The sequence below is a fragment of the Micromonospora sp. AMSO31t genome, assembly GCF_008868175.1.
Classification (GTDB): Bacteria; Actinomycetota; Actinomycetes; order Mycobacteriales; family Micromonosporaceae; genus Micromonospora.
Map to the genome: position 1 here is coordinate 1 of NZ_WBKT01000143.1, position 15,037 is coordinate 15,037.

Here is a 15,037-nt window from a genome sequence, read left to right on the forward strand (position 1 = left end):
AGCTCCGGGATGACCTCCGCGGCGACCGTGGCGTAGGCCATGGAGCTGCTCGACGAGCGCTGGACGCTGCTCGTCGTCCAGGAACTGGTGAGCGGGTCGGAGCGCTTCAACGACCTGCGCCGGGGCCGAGGTGGTGGCCAGCGACCTGACCCCCGAGCTGCTGGAGATCGGGCGGGCGCTGGCCGCGGAGCGTGGCGCGCGACTGGAGTGGCAGGAGGCCGACGCCGAGGCGCTCCCGTACGCCGACGGGGAGTTCGACCGGGTGCTGTCCTGTGTGGGGGTGATGTTCGCGCCCCGGCACCGGGCGGCCGCCGACGAACTGGTCCGGGTCTGCCGGCCGGGCGGCACGATCGGTCTGGTCAACTGGACTCCCGAGGGCTTCATCGGGCAGTTGTTCGCCACCATGAAGCCGTACGCGCCCCCGCCGCCGCCGCTCTGGGGCGACGAGGAGCACGTCCGGGCCCTGCTCGGTGACCGGGTGACCGATCTCGTGCTGCGCCGTGCGGTGGTCACCGTGGACCGGTTCGCCGCTCCCGAGGACTTCCGCGACTACTTCAAGGCGCACTACGGGCCGACGATCGCGGTGTACCGGGCGAACGCCGCGGATCCCGAGCGGGTCGCGGCGCTCGACGGCGACCTCGCGGACCTGGCCCGGCGGCACACCGAGGCCGGGGTGATGCGCTGGGAGTACCTGCTGGTCACGGCCCGCCGACGCGGCTGACGGCGGCGCCGGCCGGGGTGGCGGTCCCGTGACCACCCGGCCGGCGAACCGTGTGCGCCGGCTCACTCGGATTCGGCGAGGATGGCGTACAGCTTGCGCCGGGTCTCGTCGAGCACCTGGGCGGCGCGCGCCCGCTGGTCGTCGGTGCCGGTCATCATCACCTGCCGCAGGGCGTTCATGGCCTGCGCGCCGGCGTCGCGGATGTCGTGCCAGCTGTTCACGGTCTGCTCGGCGAACTCGCCCCAGGGCGGGGTCTGCGCCGCCTCGGCGGCCTCGGCCTGCCCCTGCTCGGTGAGGGCGAACCGCTTCCGCCCGCCGTCGGAGTCGGCGGCGGCCGCGATGACGCCCTCGTCCTCCAGCAGTTGCAGGGTCGGGTAGATCGAGCCGGGGCTGGGCCGCCAGGCCCCGCCGGTCCGGGAGTCGATCTCCTGGATCATCTCGTAGCCGTGCATCGGCCGCTCGGTGAGCAGGGCCAGCACGGCGCCGCGCACGTTGGGCCGGCGGCCGCGCCCGCGGCCCCGCCCACCCCGGCCGTGCCCGTGGCCGTGCGGCCCGGGCGGGAACGGCGGCGGTCCCGGGGGTACGGGCGGGAAGCCGAAGCCCCGCATCCGCATCTCGTCGTGCACGGCGTGCATCCGTCGGTGGAAACCCATCGGGCTCTCCTTCTGTCGTCCTATCACTGATGCATCAACGATATATCGGCAATGCATCGCCGACAAGCCAAAATCTAGGACGGGACCATAAACCGTACGTACGTCTTGCTATGGTCTCCGGTGTGCGCCTGCTTCCCGAACCGGGCCCGTCCCGGACCCTCGCCCTGTCCACCCTGATCAACACCGTCGGCCGGGGCACCTGGCTCACCGTCAGCGCGCTCTTCCTCACCCGCTCGGTAGGGCTGACCGTGGGCCAGGTCGGCATCGGCCTCACCCTCACGGCGCTCGTGAGCCTCGTGACCAGCACGCCGATGGGCTACCTGGCCGACCGGCTCGGCCCGCGCGGCCTCCAGATCACGGCGCTGCTCGCCTCCGCCGGGTTCACGGCCGCCCTGGTGGCCGTCCGCTCCTTCGCGGGGTTCCTGGTGGTCGGGGTGCTCATGGCGGTCGCCGACTCGGCGACCCGGGGCGCCCGGGGCGCGCTGATCGCCGGCGCGGTGCCTCCGGACCAGCGGGTACGCACCCGGGCCTACCTGCGCGCGGTCACCAACGTCGGGATCTCGGTCGGCACCGTGCTGGCCGGCTTCGGCCTGGCCGCCGACACCCGGACCGCGTACGTGTCGCTGATCCTGCTCGACTGCGCGACCTACCTGGTGGCCGCCGCCGTGCTGCTCCGGCTGCCACCCGTGCCGCCGGTGCCGGCGCCGACCCACGGGCCGCGGCTGATCGCCCTGCGGGACCGGCCGTTCCTCGCCTTCACGGTGCTCGACGGGCTCATGTCGATGCACTTCAGCCTGATCAACATCGCCCTGCCGCTCTGGATCGCCGGGCACACCACCGCGCCGCGCTGGCTGATCTCCGCCTGCCTGCTGGTCAACACCGTGGTGGTGGTGCTCTTCCAGGTTCGCGCCTCGCGGGGCACCGAGGACCTCGCCGGGGCCGGTCGGGCGGCCCGCCGGGCCGGCGCGGTGATCGCGGTGGCCTGCGCGCTCTTCGCGGCCGGCGGGGGCGTGCCGGTCGGGGTGGCGGTGCCGCTGCTGCTGGGCGGCGCGCTGGTGCACGTGGTGGGGGAGCTGTGGCACGCGGCGGCCGGCTGGGGCATCTCCTTCGGTCTCGCCCCCGCCCACGCGCAGGGCCAGTACCAGGGCGCCTACGGGATGGGCATGCAGCTCGGCTCGATGGTCGCCCCCGTGGTGGTGACCACGCTGGCGGTCGGCTGGGGCGTGCCGGGGTGGCTGATGCTCGGCGGGCTGTTCCTGGTGCTCGGCGCGCTGGTGCCGCCGGTGGTGCGCTGGGCCGCCCGGACCCGGCCCGCCGTGCCGGAGCCGGCCGCCGTTCCGGTCGGCTGAGCCGCCACTCACCACCGATCGTCCGGCGTCCTCAGGTCGACCCGCGCGGGCCCGGGTGCATCTGGCAGGCTGGTATTCGTGCTCACGGTGCCGGTACGCCAACTCGGGGAGTCGGAGCGCCGTGCCGTCGAGCGGTTGCTCGACCTCGACCCGTACGCGGGCGCTCAGGTCGCCGAGCGGGTGGCGGCGCGCGGGCTGGCCTGGTGGCGGGCCGAGGGGCGCATCCTGGGCTACGGTCCGCGCCGCAACCTGGAGTCCATCTGCTGGCTCGGCGGCAACCTGACCCCGGTGCTCGCCTCGGAGTCGGCGGTGGCCGCCTTCGCGGACCAGTTGAGCACCGAGGAGCGGCTCTGCTCCTCGATCGTGGGCCGGGCCGACGCGGTGCTCGGGCTGTGGGACCGCCTCTCCGCCCACTGGGGGCCGGCCCGGGACGTACGCCCGAACCAGCCCCTGCTGGCCACGGACGCGCTGCCCGCCGTGGCGCCCGACCCCGAGGTGCGCCGGGTGCGCGGCGGTGAGGTCGACCGGCTCTTCCCGGCGGCGGTGGCCATGTACACCGAGGAGGTCGGGGTGTCGCCGCTGGCCGAGGACGGCGGGCGCGGCTACCGGCGGCGGGTGAGCGACCTGGTCCGCGCGGGCCGGGCCTACGCCCGGTTCGTGGACGGCACGGTGGTCTTCAAGGCCGAGCTGGCCGTGGTCACCCGGCGCACCGCGCAGGTGCAGGGGGTGTGGGTCGCGCCGGAGTGGCGGGGCCGGGGCATCGCGACCGCGGCCATGGCGGCCGTGGTGCGGGACGCGCTGGAGCGCGTCGCCCCCTCGGTGAGCCTCTACGTGAACGACTTCAACCTGCCCGCCCGCCGGGTCTACGAGCGCTGCGGCTTCCGCCCGGTCGGCACGCTCGCCACCGTGCTGTTCTAGCGGACCACCCGGGCCATGGCCCGGATCACGCCGCTCCACCTTGCGCCGAACCGGACAGTCGGCGCTATGCTGAGCATGTTTTTGTACTGACCGGTCAGTCTAGATGTCGGGAACGGTGCGATGAAGATCGTGGAAGCCAGCGGGCTGGGGCTGCGCACCCGCCGAGGCTGGGTCTACCGCGAGGTCGACCTCACGGCCGAGGCCGGCGAGCTGCACGCCGTCACCGGCCCGCCGGGCAGCGGGCGTACCTCGCTGCTGCTCGCCCTGGCCGGGCGCTTCCCGCACACCCACGGCGAGCTGCGCCGCCGGGGCCCGGCCGCGCTCGGCCAGGTCGCCGGCGTGCACGAGCCCGACCCGACGCTGACCGTCGCCGAGCACATCCAGGAACGGCTCCTGCTGCTCGGGCCGGTGCCGCGCCGCCGCCGGCAGCTCGTCCCGGTCGCCGCCGTCCGCGCCCGGCGGGCCTACCGCCGCGACGCCCTCGCCGCCGCGATCGCCGGCGCCGGCCTCACCGACGCCCCGCTCGACCCCGACCGGTACGGCCGCGACCTCACCCCCGTCGAGCGCCAGGTGCTCGGGCTGGTGCTGGCCAGCCTGAGCGGCCCGAGCCTGATCGTCGCCGACGACGTGGACGCCGGCGCCGACGCGCCCGAGCGGGCGTGGATCTGGGCCGCGCTGGCCCGCCTCGCCGACCAGGGGTACGCCGTGGTCGCCAGCGCCCGCGCCGTCGAGCCCGGCGTGACCGCGGTCGTCCACCGGATCGGCGACCCGACCCTGCCCAGCCCGGCCCTGACCCCCGAGGTGACCGCATGAGTGTCGTACGACTCGCGTTGTTCGAGCTGCGCCGGATGACCCGGGGCCGGCTGCCGCGCGCCGCGCTCGCCGTCCTCACCGTCATCCCGCTGCTCTACGGGGCCCTCTACCTCTACGCCTTCTGGGACCCGTACGGGAACCTCGACCGGATCCCGGTCGCGCTGGTCAACGCCGACCGGCCCGCCAAGGCGAGCGACGGCAGCGAGGTGCACGCCGGCCGCGACCTCACCGACGAGCTGCTCGACCGGAAGGTCTTCGGCTGGACGGTGACCGACCAGGCCGACGCCACCGAGGGGCTCCGCGACGGCCGCTACCACCTGGTCTTCTCCATCCCGGCGGACTTCTCCAGCACCCTGGCGGCCAGCCCCGAGCCGGACCGGCCGGCCCGCCGGGGCGAGCTGAAGGTGGTCAACGACGACGCCACCAACTACCTCTCCGGGCTGCTCGCGCGCTCCGCGTTCAGCGAGATCCGGGCCGCCGCCGCCGAGGGCACCGCCGCGTCGTACTTCGACAAGATGCTCATCGGCTTCACCGACGCCAAGGCCGAGACCGGCCGGGCCGCCGACGGCGCCGGAAAGATCCACGACGGGCTCGACACCTCGCAGCAGGGCGCCGGCCGGATCGCCGACGGGCTGGGCACCGCCGAGGACGGCGCCGGGCAGCTCGCCGGCGGGCTGAACACCTCCGCACAGGGCGCGGCCAAGCTCGCCACCGGCCTGGACCAGCTCTACACCGGGGCGGCGCAGATCGCCGACGGCGCGAACCGGGCGGCCACCGAGACCCGGGCCGCCGCGAAACAGGTCGACGCCGCCGCGGACAGATACGAGCCGCTGCTCCGCCGGAACGCCGGCGACATCCAGCGGGCCGCCACCCTGGTCGCCGAGGGCGCGCAGGCGCTCGCCGACGGCCTCGACGCGCTGCCGGCCAGGGCCGACGAGGTGGTCGGCCAGGCGGAGAAGGTGCGCGACCGGCTCGACGCGCTGGTGAAGGAGCACCCGGAACTGGCCGACGACCCGAACCTGGTCGCCGCCCGCAAGGCCGCCGACCAGGCGGTCAAGGCCGCCCGGGCCATGGTCGCCGCGCTCGACAGGACCGACCTCGCCGCGCTGCGGAAGCAGATGACCGAGGTCGCGCAGACCGCCCGGGAGGTGGCCGCCGCCGCGCCGCACCTGGCCGACGACGTGGCCTCCGCCCGGGCCAAGGTGGACCAGCTCGCCGGCGGGCTCACCACCCTGGCCCAGGGCAGCGCCCAGCTGCGCGACGGGCTCGGCGACGCCGCCGACGGCGCCGACCAGCTCCGCGGCGGGCTCTACCGGCTCGCCACCGGCGCCCGGCAGCTCGACGGCGGTCTCGCCCAGCTCAGCACCGGCAGCAACCGGCTCGCCGACGGGCTGACCAAGCTGGAGGGCGGCGCCGGCGACCTCGCCGACGGGCTCGCCGCCGGGGAGAAGAAGCTGCCCGGGTACGACGACGCGGGCAGCCGCGCCGACATCCTCGGCGACCCGGTCGGGCTGATCCGCCACTCGCACAACCCGGCCGGTTCGTACGGGGTGGGCTTCGCCCCGTACTTCCTGGCGCTGGCACTCTGGGTCGGCGCGATGATCACGTACATGCTGCTGCGGCCGGTGAACCGGCGGCACGTGATGTCCGGCGCGCCCGGCTGGCGGGTCGTGCTCGCCGGCTGGCTGCCCGCCGCGGCGATCGGGCTGGCCCAGGTCGCGGTGCTCTACACGGTGGTCACCCTGGCGCTGGGCCTCGACCCGCGGCACGGGGCGGCGACCTTCGGGCTGCTCGCGCTCACCTCGCTGGCGTTCACCGCGATCATGCAACTGCTCGGCGTCGCGCTCGGCCCGGCCGGCCGGCTCGCCGCGCTGGCCCTGCTCATGCTCCAGCTCACCTCCTCCGGCGGCACCTACCCGGTGCAGACCTCGCCCGGCTTCTTCCAGGTCATCCACCCGTGGCTCCCCATGACGTACGTGGTGGGCGGCCTGCGGCACACGATCAACGGTGGGCCGGCCGGGCCGGTGGTCACCGGGGCGCTGGTGCTGCTCGGGTTCGGTGCGGGCGCCCTGGCGCTCACCGTCGGCGCGGCCCGCCGGTCCCGCCGGCTCACCCCGGCCAAGCTGCACCCCGAGCTGACCATGTGAGGATGGGCGGGTGACGGACGGACGGACCCGCCGGCGGGAGGACACCCGGCAACGACTCTTCGTGGCGGCGGTGGAACTCATCGCCGAGCAGGGCTTCTCGGCCACCACGGTCGACGACATCGCGACCCGGGCCGGGGTGGCGAAGGGGACCGTCTACTACAACTTCGAGTCGAAGACCGTCCTCTTCGAGGAGTTGCTGCGCCACGGCATCGGCCTGCTCACCGCCGAGTTCCGGGCCGCCGTCGCCGGGCTGCCGCCGCGCGAGGCGCTCGCCGCGCTGGTCCGCGCCGAGCTGGACTACATCCGCCGCTACCGGGCCTTCGCCCAGCTCCTGCTCTCCGAGATGTGGCGGACCAACCGGGAGTGGCAGCAGACCCTGCGGCTGCTGCGCGGCGAGGCCATCGAGGTGATCGCGGAGACCGTTCGCGCCGGCGTGGCCAGCGGCGATCTCCCCGCCGACCTGGACGTGCGCACGGCCAGCTCGGCGCTGTTCGGCGTCGGGCTGGTGGTGGCCGTGGACTGGCTGGTCTTCCAGCCCGAGCGGCCCATCGAGGACGTGCAGGAGGCGCTGCTCGGCATCGTCCGCCGGGTCGCCCAGACGTGACACCGCGGCCGTAAATCGTTTGAACGGCCAGGCCGGCCGGGTGAGGCTGGGGGCACCGCCCCCACCGAGCCGAGTCCGGAGGACCGTCCATGCGCCTGCTCCGCGACCTGTGGGCCACCGCGCCACGCCGGATGGCGGTCGTCCTGCTGCTCATCCTGCTGGGCGCCGGCGGCCAGGCCGCCGCCTCGGCGCTGGCCGGGCCGGTGCTGGTGCACCGCTCGCCCGGCTGGTTCACCGTGCTGGCCGTGGCGCTGGTCGCCGCCGTCGTCACCGACCTGCTCATCGGCCTGCTGATGGCCGGCCTCACCGCCGACTGGTCCGCCGACGTCCGCCGCCGGCTCTGCCGGGTCGCGCTCGGGCAGGACCTGCCCACCCTGGAGACCACCCCGGTCGGCGAGCTGCTCGACCGGATCGACAACGACGTCTACCAGGTCGCCGCCGAGATGCGGAACACCGGCGTACGGCTCGTGCAGGGCGTCGCCGTCTGCCTCCTCGCCACGGTCAGCGCGCTGGTCGTCTGGTGGCCGGCGGGCGTCGGGATGATCCTGCTCACCGCGCTGCTCGGCGTGGCGCTGCGCGGCCCCACCGCCCGGATCGCGCCGGCCCGGATGGTCGAGGAGGAGGCCTGGTCCGACCTGGCCGCCGTCATGGAGGAGGCGGTGCACGGCCAGGACGACGTGCGCACCAGCCTGGCCCGCCCGTACGTGCTGCGCCTCTACGCCCGGCGGGCCGCCGAGGTGATCGCCCGGGGCGGCCGGGTCTTCCGGCTGTCCGCCCGGGTCACCGCGCTGGCCGCCGGCGGCGTCCGGGTCGGCATCGCCGCCGTGGTCCTGGCCGGGGCGTGGGCGCTGGCCACCGGCCGGGTGGACGCCGCCCGGCTCACCGCGATCTGGCTGCTGGCCCTGGCCTTCGGCGCGACGGTCGAGCACATCGCCCGCTGGGTGCCGCACCTGCAACAGGCGCTCGGCGCATGGGCGCGGGTGCAACTGCTCGCCGACTCCCGGCAGGAGCCGACCGGCGGCGCCGCTCCCGTCGACGGGGACCTGACCGTGCGCGGGCTCACCTTCCGCTACCCCGCCACGGGCGAGGACCGCGGCCCGGCGCTGCGCGACGTGACGCTCACCTTCGCCCGCGGCCGGTCCTACGCCCTGGTGGGCCGGACCGGATCCGGCAAGTCGACGCTGGCCAAGGTGCTCACCCGGGCCGTCGACGTGCCGGCCGGCACCGTCTTCCTGGGCGACACCGACGTGGTCGACCTGGACATCGAGGCGCTGCGCCGGTGGATCGCCGTGGTGCCACAGCGCACCGAGATCCTGGCCGGCACCCTCGCCGAGAACGTCGCGCTCTTCGACCCGGACCTGCTCGACGACGCCACCCGGGCGCTCGCGGAACTCGGGCTGACCGGCTGGATCGCCGAACTCCCCGACGGGGTGCACACCCGGCTCGGCGAGGGCGGGCACGTGCTCTCCGCCGGGCAGGAGCAGCTCGTCGCGTTCGCCCGCATCCTGGTCCGCGACCCGCACGTGGTGATCCTCGACGAGGCCACCGCGCGGCTCGACCCGGTCACCGAGAACCGGGTACGCCTGGCCACCGAGCGGCTGCTCACCGACCGGATCGGCATCGTCATCGCGCACCGGCTCTCCTCGGTGCGCCGCTGCGACGAGGTCGTGGTGATGGCCGACGGCGCGGTGCTGGAGGCCGGCCCGATGCGCGAGTCGGCCCGCTTCGCCGAGCTGCTGGCCACCAGCCACGCCAGCGCCTACGCGGGCGCGGGCGGTGGGGCGGGCAGCGGTGGCGGCTCGGCACCAACGACCCGCGGTACGGGCTGCTCTCCGTCTGCGTGTTCATCGTGATGACCCTGCTCGGGCTGGACGGGTCGGTGCTGCCGTGGCTCTGGGCCGAGGTGGTCGGCGGGGGAGACCCGTGGCTGCCGGCGCTGGGCATCGTCGCCGCGCTGCTGGTGGTGCTGCCGCTGCCGTACCTGACGAACCTCTGGTTCCCGCAGTGGTGGATCCGGCAGATGCTGCGGATCAGCGCGCGGCTCGTGCACGGGCAGACCGGGGCCCGCCGGGTCAGCGGGCACACCCCGGCCGAGGTGGTGGCCCAGGGCGGCGACACCGACCGGGTGGTGCAGCTCGCCGACAACCTGATGGACCAGTTCATCTCACTGGCCGTCGTGATCACCATGACCCTGGTGACCGGCAGCGTCGTACCGGCGCTGTTCTTCGTCGGGACCATGGTGGTCTCCGGGCTGGCGGCGACCCTGTTCGGGCCGCGGCTGGAACGCACGGCCGGCGGCACGGTCAAGGCCCGCGCCGCCTTCGCCACCGCCCTGGTCTCCTCGCTCTCCGCGGCCCGCACGGTGAAGCTCGCCGGCGCCACCCGCCCGGTGCTGCACCACCTCGCGAAGTTGGACACCGTGCGCAGCGACCGGCAGCGGCGGGAGATCGCCATGCAGGTGTGGGCCCGCTCCACCCCGTCGGTCGCCAGTGGCCTGCTGCCGATCGGGGCGTGGGCGCTCTACCTGGCCGGCGGGCTCTCCGCCGGGGCGACCCTGGTCGCGGTCTCCACCCTCGGCGCCGCCCGCTGGTTCGCCTGGACCACCGCGTCGCTGGTCTCGCACTACCCGTCGGCCCGCGTGTGGACCAGGCGCACCGTGTCGATGAGCGGGGTGGCCACCTACTCGGCGACCGTGCCCGGGCTGGACCTGGCCGCCGGCACCGCCCCGGCGCCGGAACCGCCGCCCCGGCACCCGCTGCGCCGGCTGGAGCTGACCGGCTTCGGCGCGCTGCACTCCGACGGCACGCTCGCCGTCCGCGACGTCGACCTGACCGTCGACCGTGGGCAGTTGGTGCTGGTGGTCGGGCCGGTCGGCGCGGGAAAGTCCTCGCTGCTGCGGGCCCTTGCCGGGATCGTGCACCACACCGGCACGCTGAGCTGGAACGGCGAGCCGGTCACCGAGCCGGAGCTGTTCCTCCGCCCCAACCAGGTCGGCTACGTGGGGCAGTTGCCCCGGGTGCTCTCCGGCACGGTGGCCGACAACATCGCGCTCGGGCACCAGGTGGACGCGGCCGGCGCGGTGTCGACCGCCCAGCTGGACCATGACCTGGCGGCCGCCGGCGGCGGGCTCGGGCTGCTCATCGGGCACAAGGGCACCCGGCTCTCCGGCGGGCAGCTCCAGCGGCTGGCGCTGGCCCGGGCGCTCGCGCCGCGTACCGAACTGCTGGTCGCCGACGACGTCTCGTCCGCGCTGGACGTGACCACGGAGCTGGCCCTCTGGGCGGCGCTGCGCGAGCACGGGGTGACCGTGGTCGGCTCGACCGCGAAGCGGGCGGCGCTGGTGCGCGCGGACCACGTGGTGGTGCTGGTCGACGGCACGGTGGCGGCCCAGGGGCCGTGGCAGGACCTGGAATCGCGCTGGGGCCACCTGGCGGGCTGACCGCGGGGCTGGCACCACCTCGCCCCGCAGCGCGGATCTTGGCGACTTTCCGTTCGGAAAATCGCCAAGATCTCGGCGCTCGCGTCAGAAGGCGCGGGTGTACTGGTTCGGCCAGGCGGGGGTCTGGGTCAGCTTCGCGGCCGCGCGGTGGGGCCAGTACGGGTCGCGGAGGAGTTCGCGGCCCAGGAGGACCAGGTCGGCCTCCCCGGCGGCGACGATCTGCTCGGCCTGCTCGGGCTCGACGATCAGGCCGACGGCGCCGGTCGGCACGCCCGCCTCGCGGCGGATCCGGGCGGCGAGCGGCACCTGGTAGCCGGGGCCGATCGGGACGCTCGCCCGGGCGGCGGCGCCGCCGGAGGAGGTGTCCACCAGGTCGACGCCGGCGGCGGCCAGCTCGCCGGCGAGCACCACGCTGTCCTCGACGGTCCAGCCGCCATCCACCCAGTCGGTGGCGGAGATCCGGGTGAGCACCGGCACGGCCTCGCCGACTGCGGCCCGCACCGCCCGGGCGACCTCCAGGGTCAGGCGCATCCGGCCGGCCCGGTCGCCCCCGTAGCCGTCGGTGCGGTGGTTCGTGAGCGGGGAGAGGAACTCGTGCAGCAGGTAGCCGTGCGCGGCGTGGATCTCCACGGCGGCGAAGCCGGCGGCGAGGGCCCGGCGGGCGGCGGTGGCGAACGCCTCGACCACCTCGGCGACGCCGGCCTCGTCGAGCGCGGTGGGCGTGCGGTAGTCCGGCAGGAACGGCTCGGCGCCGGGGCTGACCGGGGTCCAGCCGCCGTCGGCGTCCGGGACGCCGCCCCGGTGCTCGGCCCACGGCCGGTACGTGGACGCCTTGAACCCGGCGTGCGCGAGCTGCACGGCCGGCACCGACCCCTGGGCGGCGATGAACGCGGTGATCGGCCGCCACGCGTCGACGTGGGCGTCGGACCAGAGCCCGGTGTCCTGGGGGCTGATCCGCCCCTCGGGCACCACGGCGGTCGCCTCGGTGATGATCAGGCCGGCGCCGCCGACGGCGCGGGAGCCGAGGTGGACGCGGTGCCAGTCGGTGGGCAGGCCGTCCGGCCCGGCGCTGTACTGGCACATGGGGGCGAGCGCCACCCGGTTGGGCAGGGTGACGCCGCGCAGGGTGAGCGGGGTGAACAGGGCACTCATACGGTCATCCTTCAACAGGCGTCGGGGGGAGGGCCGAAGCCCTCCCCCCGGCTGACGGTTGCTCAGGCGGCCACGGGGGTGAGCTGCTCACTCTCCGGGGCGTCGACCAGGTCGCGCTTGCCGGCCGCGTCGTACGCGGTCCGGTCCAGCGTGCCCTCGCGGGCGGCCACGACGGTCGGCACCAGGGCCTGGCCGGCCACGTTGGTGGCGGTGCGGACCATGTCCAGGATCGGGTCGATGGCCAGCAGCAGGCCGGCGCCGGCCAGCGGCAGGCCCAGCGTGCTGAGGGTCAGGGTGAGCATGACGATCGCGCCGGTCAGGCCGGCGGTGGCGGCCGAGCCGACCACCGAGACGAAGGCGATCAGCAGGTAGTCGGTGACGCCCAGGTGCACCCCGAAGACCTGCGCCACGAAGATCGCGGCGAGGGCCGGGTAGATGGCGGCGCAGCCGTCCATCTTCGTGGTGGCGCCGAACGGCACGGCGAAGGAGGCGTACTCGCGGGGGACGCCGAGGCGCTCGACCGAGCGCTGGGTCACCGGCATGGTGCCCACCGAGGAGCGGGACACGAAGGCCAGCTCGATGGCGGGCCAGGCGCCGGCGAAGAAGCGCAGCGGGTTGAGCCGGCCGGCGGCGATGAGCACCACCGGGTACACGACGAACAGCACGAGGGCGCAGCCGACGTAGACGGCGGTGGTGAACTTGGCGAGCGGGGCCAGCAGGTCCCAGCCGTACGAGGCGACGGCGTTGCCGATGAGGCCGAGGGTGCCGATCGGGGCGAGCCGGATGACCCACCAGAGCGCCTTCTGCACGATGGCCAGCACCGAGCGGTTGAGGGTCACGAACGGCTCGGCGGCCTCACCGATGAGCAGCGCGGCGGCGCCGACCACCAGGGCGAGGAAGACGATCTGGAGGACGTTGCCCTCGACGAACGCGCCGACCGGGTTGGTGGGCACGATGCCGGTGAGGAAGTCGGTCCAGGAGCCGGTCTTCTTCGGCGCAGTGGCACCGGCCAGGTCGAGGGTGACGCCCTTGCCGGGGTCGGTGAGCAGGCCGAGGCCGATGCCGATGCCGACCGAGATCAGCGCGGTGATGCCGAACCAGAGCAGCGTCTTGAGCGCCAGCCGGGCGGCGTTGGCCACGCCGCGCAGGCTGACCACGCTGACCACGATGGCGGTGAAGACCAGCGGCGGCACGGCCAGCTTGAGCAGCTGGACGAAGAGGCCGCCGACGGTGTCGAGGGTGCTGGTCAGCCAGGCGAGGTCGTTGGCGCGGGCGAGGAAGCCGAGCGCCACGCCGAGGACGAGGCCGAGCAGGATCTGCACGGAAAAGGGGATCTTGCGCAGGGCGGAAGCCATGGGGATCTGTCCAAGGTCTGGTGGTGGGTGAACGGGGCAGCGTCAGGAGAGCGGCTGCGCCGGACAGATGCCGCTGGCCTGCCGTCGGAGGTCGACGTACAGGCGCACGGTGAGGTGCCAGACGTTGGTCATCGCCTGCCGACGCTACTCCCAGCCGGCTCCCAGGTGGAAGGAGCGACAGGCGTGACGATCCTTACAGGCGACGTTCCCGCCCCGCTGATCCGTTCGTCACGATCGCCCGCCGGTGCGCCAGGCCCAGCACCGCGGCCGTGGCCAGCCCCCACACGGCGGCCACCGCGAGCAGCAGCCGCTCCAGCACCCCGACCAGGCCGCCGCGCCCGACGAGCAGCATGGCCAGCCCGACCGCACCGGACAGCGGCAGCGCCAGGGCCGCGCCCACCCCGGCGACCCGGCGCAGCGCCCGCCCCGCCGCCGGGGTCGCGAGCAGCGCCAGCATGGCGAAGACCACCGCGGCGGTCGCCCCGATGCTGGCGCCGCCGTGCACCAGATCGGCCACCGTGGCGGCCTCGAACGGTGGCAGCGGGCAGCCGGTGGAGCAGGTCACCGCACCGGAGAGCGCCGTGCCGGCCGCGGCGGCCACGAGCAGCGCCGCCGCCGTGCGCAGCGCCGGGGGCAGCGCCGCCGCGAGCAGCAGCAGCGCCGCCGCCAGGGCGAAGACTCCGATCCGGTACGCCCCGGCGTACGCGCTGTCGGTGACGCCGGCCTCGCTGACGTACCCGGTCAGGCCCGGGCCCGGACCGGCGACCACGGCGACCGTCACGGCGACCATCCCGGCCACGACGCAGCCGGCGGCCGCGGAGGCGGCGGCGGCCCGGAGGACGCCGGGCTCAACCACGCCCGTGCGGCGTGGTCCAGCCGGACAGGTCCGGACCCAGCGGCACGATCCGGGTCGGGTTGATCATCTCGTGGGTGGCGTAGTAGTGCCGCTTGATGTGGTCGAAGTCCACCGTCTCGCCGAAGCCCGGCGTCTGGAACAGGTCCCGCGCGTACGCCCAGAGCACCGGCATCTCGGTCAGCTTCTGCCGGTTGCACTTGAAGTGCCCGTGGTACGCCACGTCGAAGCGGACCAGCGTGGTGAACAGCCGCACGTCGGCCTCGGTGATCTGCTCGCCCATGAGGTAGCGCCGCCCGGACAGCCGTTCCGACAGCGCGTCCAGCCGGGCGAACAGCGCCGTGTACGCCTCGTCGTAGGCCTCCTGGGAGGCGGCGAAGCCGCACCGGTAGACGCCGTTGTTGACGTCGCGGTGGATCTCCGCCATCAGCGCGTCCAGCTCCGGCCGCAGCTCGACCGGGTAGAGGTCCGGCGCGCCCGGCTTGTGGAACCGCCGCCACTCGGTCGAGAAGTCGAGGGTGAGCTGCGGGTAGTCGTTGGTGACCACCCGCCCGGTCAGCGTGTCGACCAGCGCCGGCACGGTCACCCGGCCGGTGTAGTCGGGGTCGGTGGACAGGTAGGCGTCGCTGAGGAACCCGATGCCGAGCACCGGGTCGAAGCCGTCCTGGTCGAGGCTGAACCGCCAGCCCCGCTCGTCCCGGATCGGGTCGACCGTGCCCAGCGAGATCACCTCGTCCAGCCCGAGCAGGCCGCGCACGATCCGGGCCCGGTGCGCCCACGGGCAGGCGCGGCACCAGACCAGCCGGTAACGGCCCGCCTCCAGCGGCCAGCGGCCCTGCTCGTCGGGGCCGCCGCCCTCCGGGGAGGTGGAGTGGGGGGTGACCCGACCGGTGAACCGGTTGGGCTGGCGGACGAACGCGCCGCCGCCGGCGGTCTCTGCGCTGAACTGGGCCCGGGCCATGCGGCCAACCTATCCGTTCCGGGCGTGGATATCCTGGCGCCGGGCGTCCCCGCGATCCGGCGGGCGACCCGC

General features: G+C 74.9%; 10 protein-coding genes and 3 pseudogenes. 8 read left to right on the forward strand and 5 right to left on the reverse strand.

Features of this window, described 5'->3' with window-relative positions:
* Nucleotides 1–39 precede the first annotated feature (39 nt).
* A pseudogene (locus tag F8274_RS32380) lies at nucleotides 40–90 on the forward strand (hypothetical protein); the annotation flags it as partial.
* Nucleotides 91–133: 43 nt separating this feature from the next.
* Entirely contained in the window at nucleotides 134–721 is a 588-nt protein-coding gene (locus F8274_RS24355) for a class I SAM-dependent methyltransferase (protein WP_225853947.1), read from the forward strand.
* 62 nt (nucleotides 722–783) lie between these two features.
* Here the strand turns inward: F8274_RS24355 and F8274_RS24360 are convergent, their stop codons facing one another.
* Nucleotides 784–1,374 (reverse strand): PadR family transcriptional regulator, encoded by a 591-nt coding sequence (locus tag F8274_RS24360; RefSeq protein WP_151464696.1) that lies wholly within the window; start codon nucleotides 1,372–1,374, stop codon nucleotides 784–786.
* A 122-nt stretch (nucleotides 1,375–1,496) separates the two neighbouring features.
* Here F8274_RS24360 and F8274_RS24365 point away from each other — a divergent pair, with 122 nt between their 5' ends.
* The 6 genes and pseudogenes from F8274_RS24365 to F8274_RS24390 all read left to right on the forward strand — a co-directional run bounded on the left by F8274_RS24365 (nucleotide 1,497) and on the right by F8274_RS24390 (nucleotide 10,644).
* A complete protein-coding gene (locus F8274_RS24365) occupies nucleotides 1,497–2,723 on the forward strand; it encodes an MFS transporter (protein WP_151464697.1) in 1,227 nt (408 codons plus the stop codon).
* A 78-nt stretch (nucleotides 2,724–2,801) separates the two neighbouring features.
* Nucleotides 2,802–3,641, forward strand: coding sequence for a DUF4081 domain-containing GNAT family N-acetyltransferase (locus tag F8274_RS24370; protein WP_151464698.1), 840 nt, complete (start codon nucleotides 2,802–2,804; stop codon nucleotides 3,639–3,641).
* A gap of 120 nt (nucleotides 3,642–3,761) precedes the next feature.
* The gene (locus tag F8274_RS24375) at nucleotides 3,762–4,454 is read left to right on the forward strand and encodes an ATP-binding cassette domain-containing protein (RefSeq protein ID WP_151464699.1); all 693 of its coding nucleotides are present in this window, start codon (nucleotides 3,762–3,764) and stop codon (nucleotides 4,452–4,454) included.
* On the forward strand, nucleotides 4,451–6,601 hold the full coding sequence (locus tag F8274_RS24380) for a YhgE/Pip domain-containing protein (RefSeq protein ID WP_151464700.1): 2,151 nt from the start codon (nucleotides 4,451–4,453) through the stop codon (nucleotides 6,599–6,601). Before F8274_RS24375 ends, F8274_RS24380 begins: the two co-directional genes overlap by 4 nt.
* A 10-nt stretch (nucleotides 6,602–6,611) precedes the next feature.
* Entirely contained in the window at nucleotides 6,612–7,205 is a 594-nt protein-coding gene (locus F8274_RS24385; protein WP_151464701.1) for a TetR/AcrR family transcriptional regulator, read from the forward strand.
* Between the two features lie 89 nt (nucleotides 7,206–7,294).
* Nucleotides 7,295–10,644 (forward strand): annotated as a pseudogene (locus F8274_RS24390) (ATP-binding cassette domain-containing protein).
* A gap of 84 nt (nucleotides 10,645–10,728) precedes the next feature.
* Here the strand turns inward: F8274_RS24390 and F8274_RS24395 are convergent.
* The 4 genes and pseudogenes from F8274_RS24395 to F8274_RS24410 all read right to left on the reverse strand — a co-directional run bounded on the left by F8274_RS24395 (nucleotide 10,729) and on the right by F8274_RS24410 (nucleotide 14,965).
* The gene (locus F8274_RS24395; protein ID WP_151464702.1) at nucleotides 10,729–11,796 is read right to left on the reverse strand and encodes an NADH:flavin oxidoreductase/NADH oxidase; all 1,068 of its coding nucleotides are present in this window, start codon (nucleotides 11,794–11,796) and stop codon (nucleotides 10,729–10,731) included.
* A gap of 62 nt (nucleotides 11,797–11,858) precedes the next feature.
* Entirely contained in the window at nucleotides 11,859–13,139 is a 1,281-nt protein-coding gene (locus tag F8274_RS24400; protein ID WP_192579964.1) for a dicarboxylate/amino acid:cation symporter, read from the reverse strand.
* A 205-nt stretch (nucleotides 13,140–13,344) separates the two neighbouring features.
* Nucleotides 13,345–13,950, reverse strand: coding sequence for a DUF998 domain-containing protein (locus tag F8274_RS24405; RefSeq protein WP_370518265.1), 606 nt, complete (start codon nucleotides 13,948–13,950; stop codon nucleotides 13,345–13,347).
* Nucleotides 13,929–14,965: pseudogene (locus F8274_RS24410) on the reverse strand (glutathione S-transferase family protein). Before F8274_RS24410 ends, F8274_RS24405 begins: the two are co-directional and overlap by 22 nt.
* Between the last annotated feature and the right edge of the window lie 72 nt (nucleotides 14,966–15,037).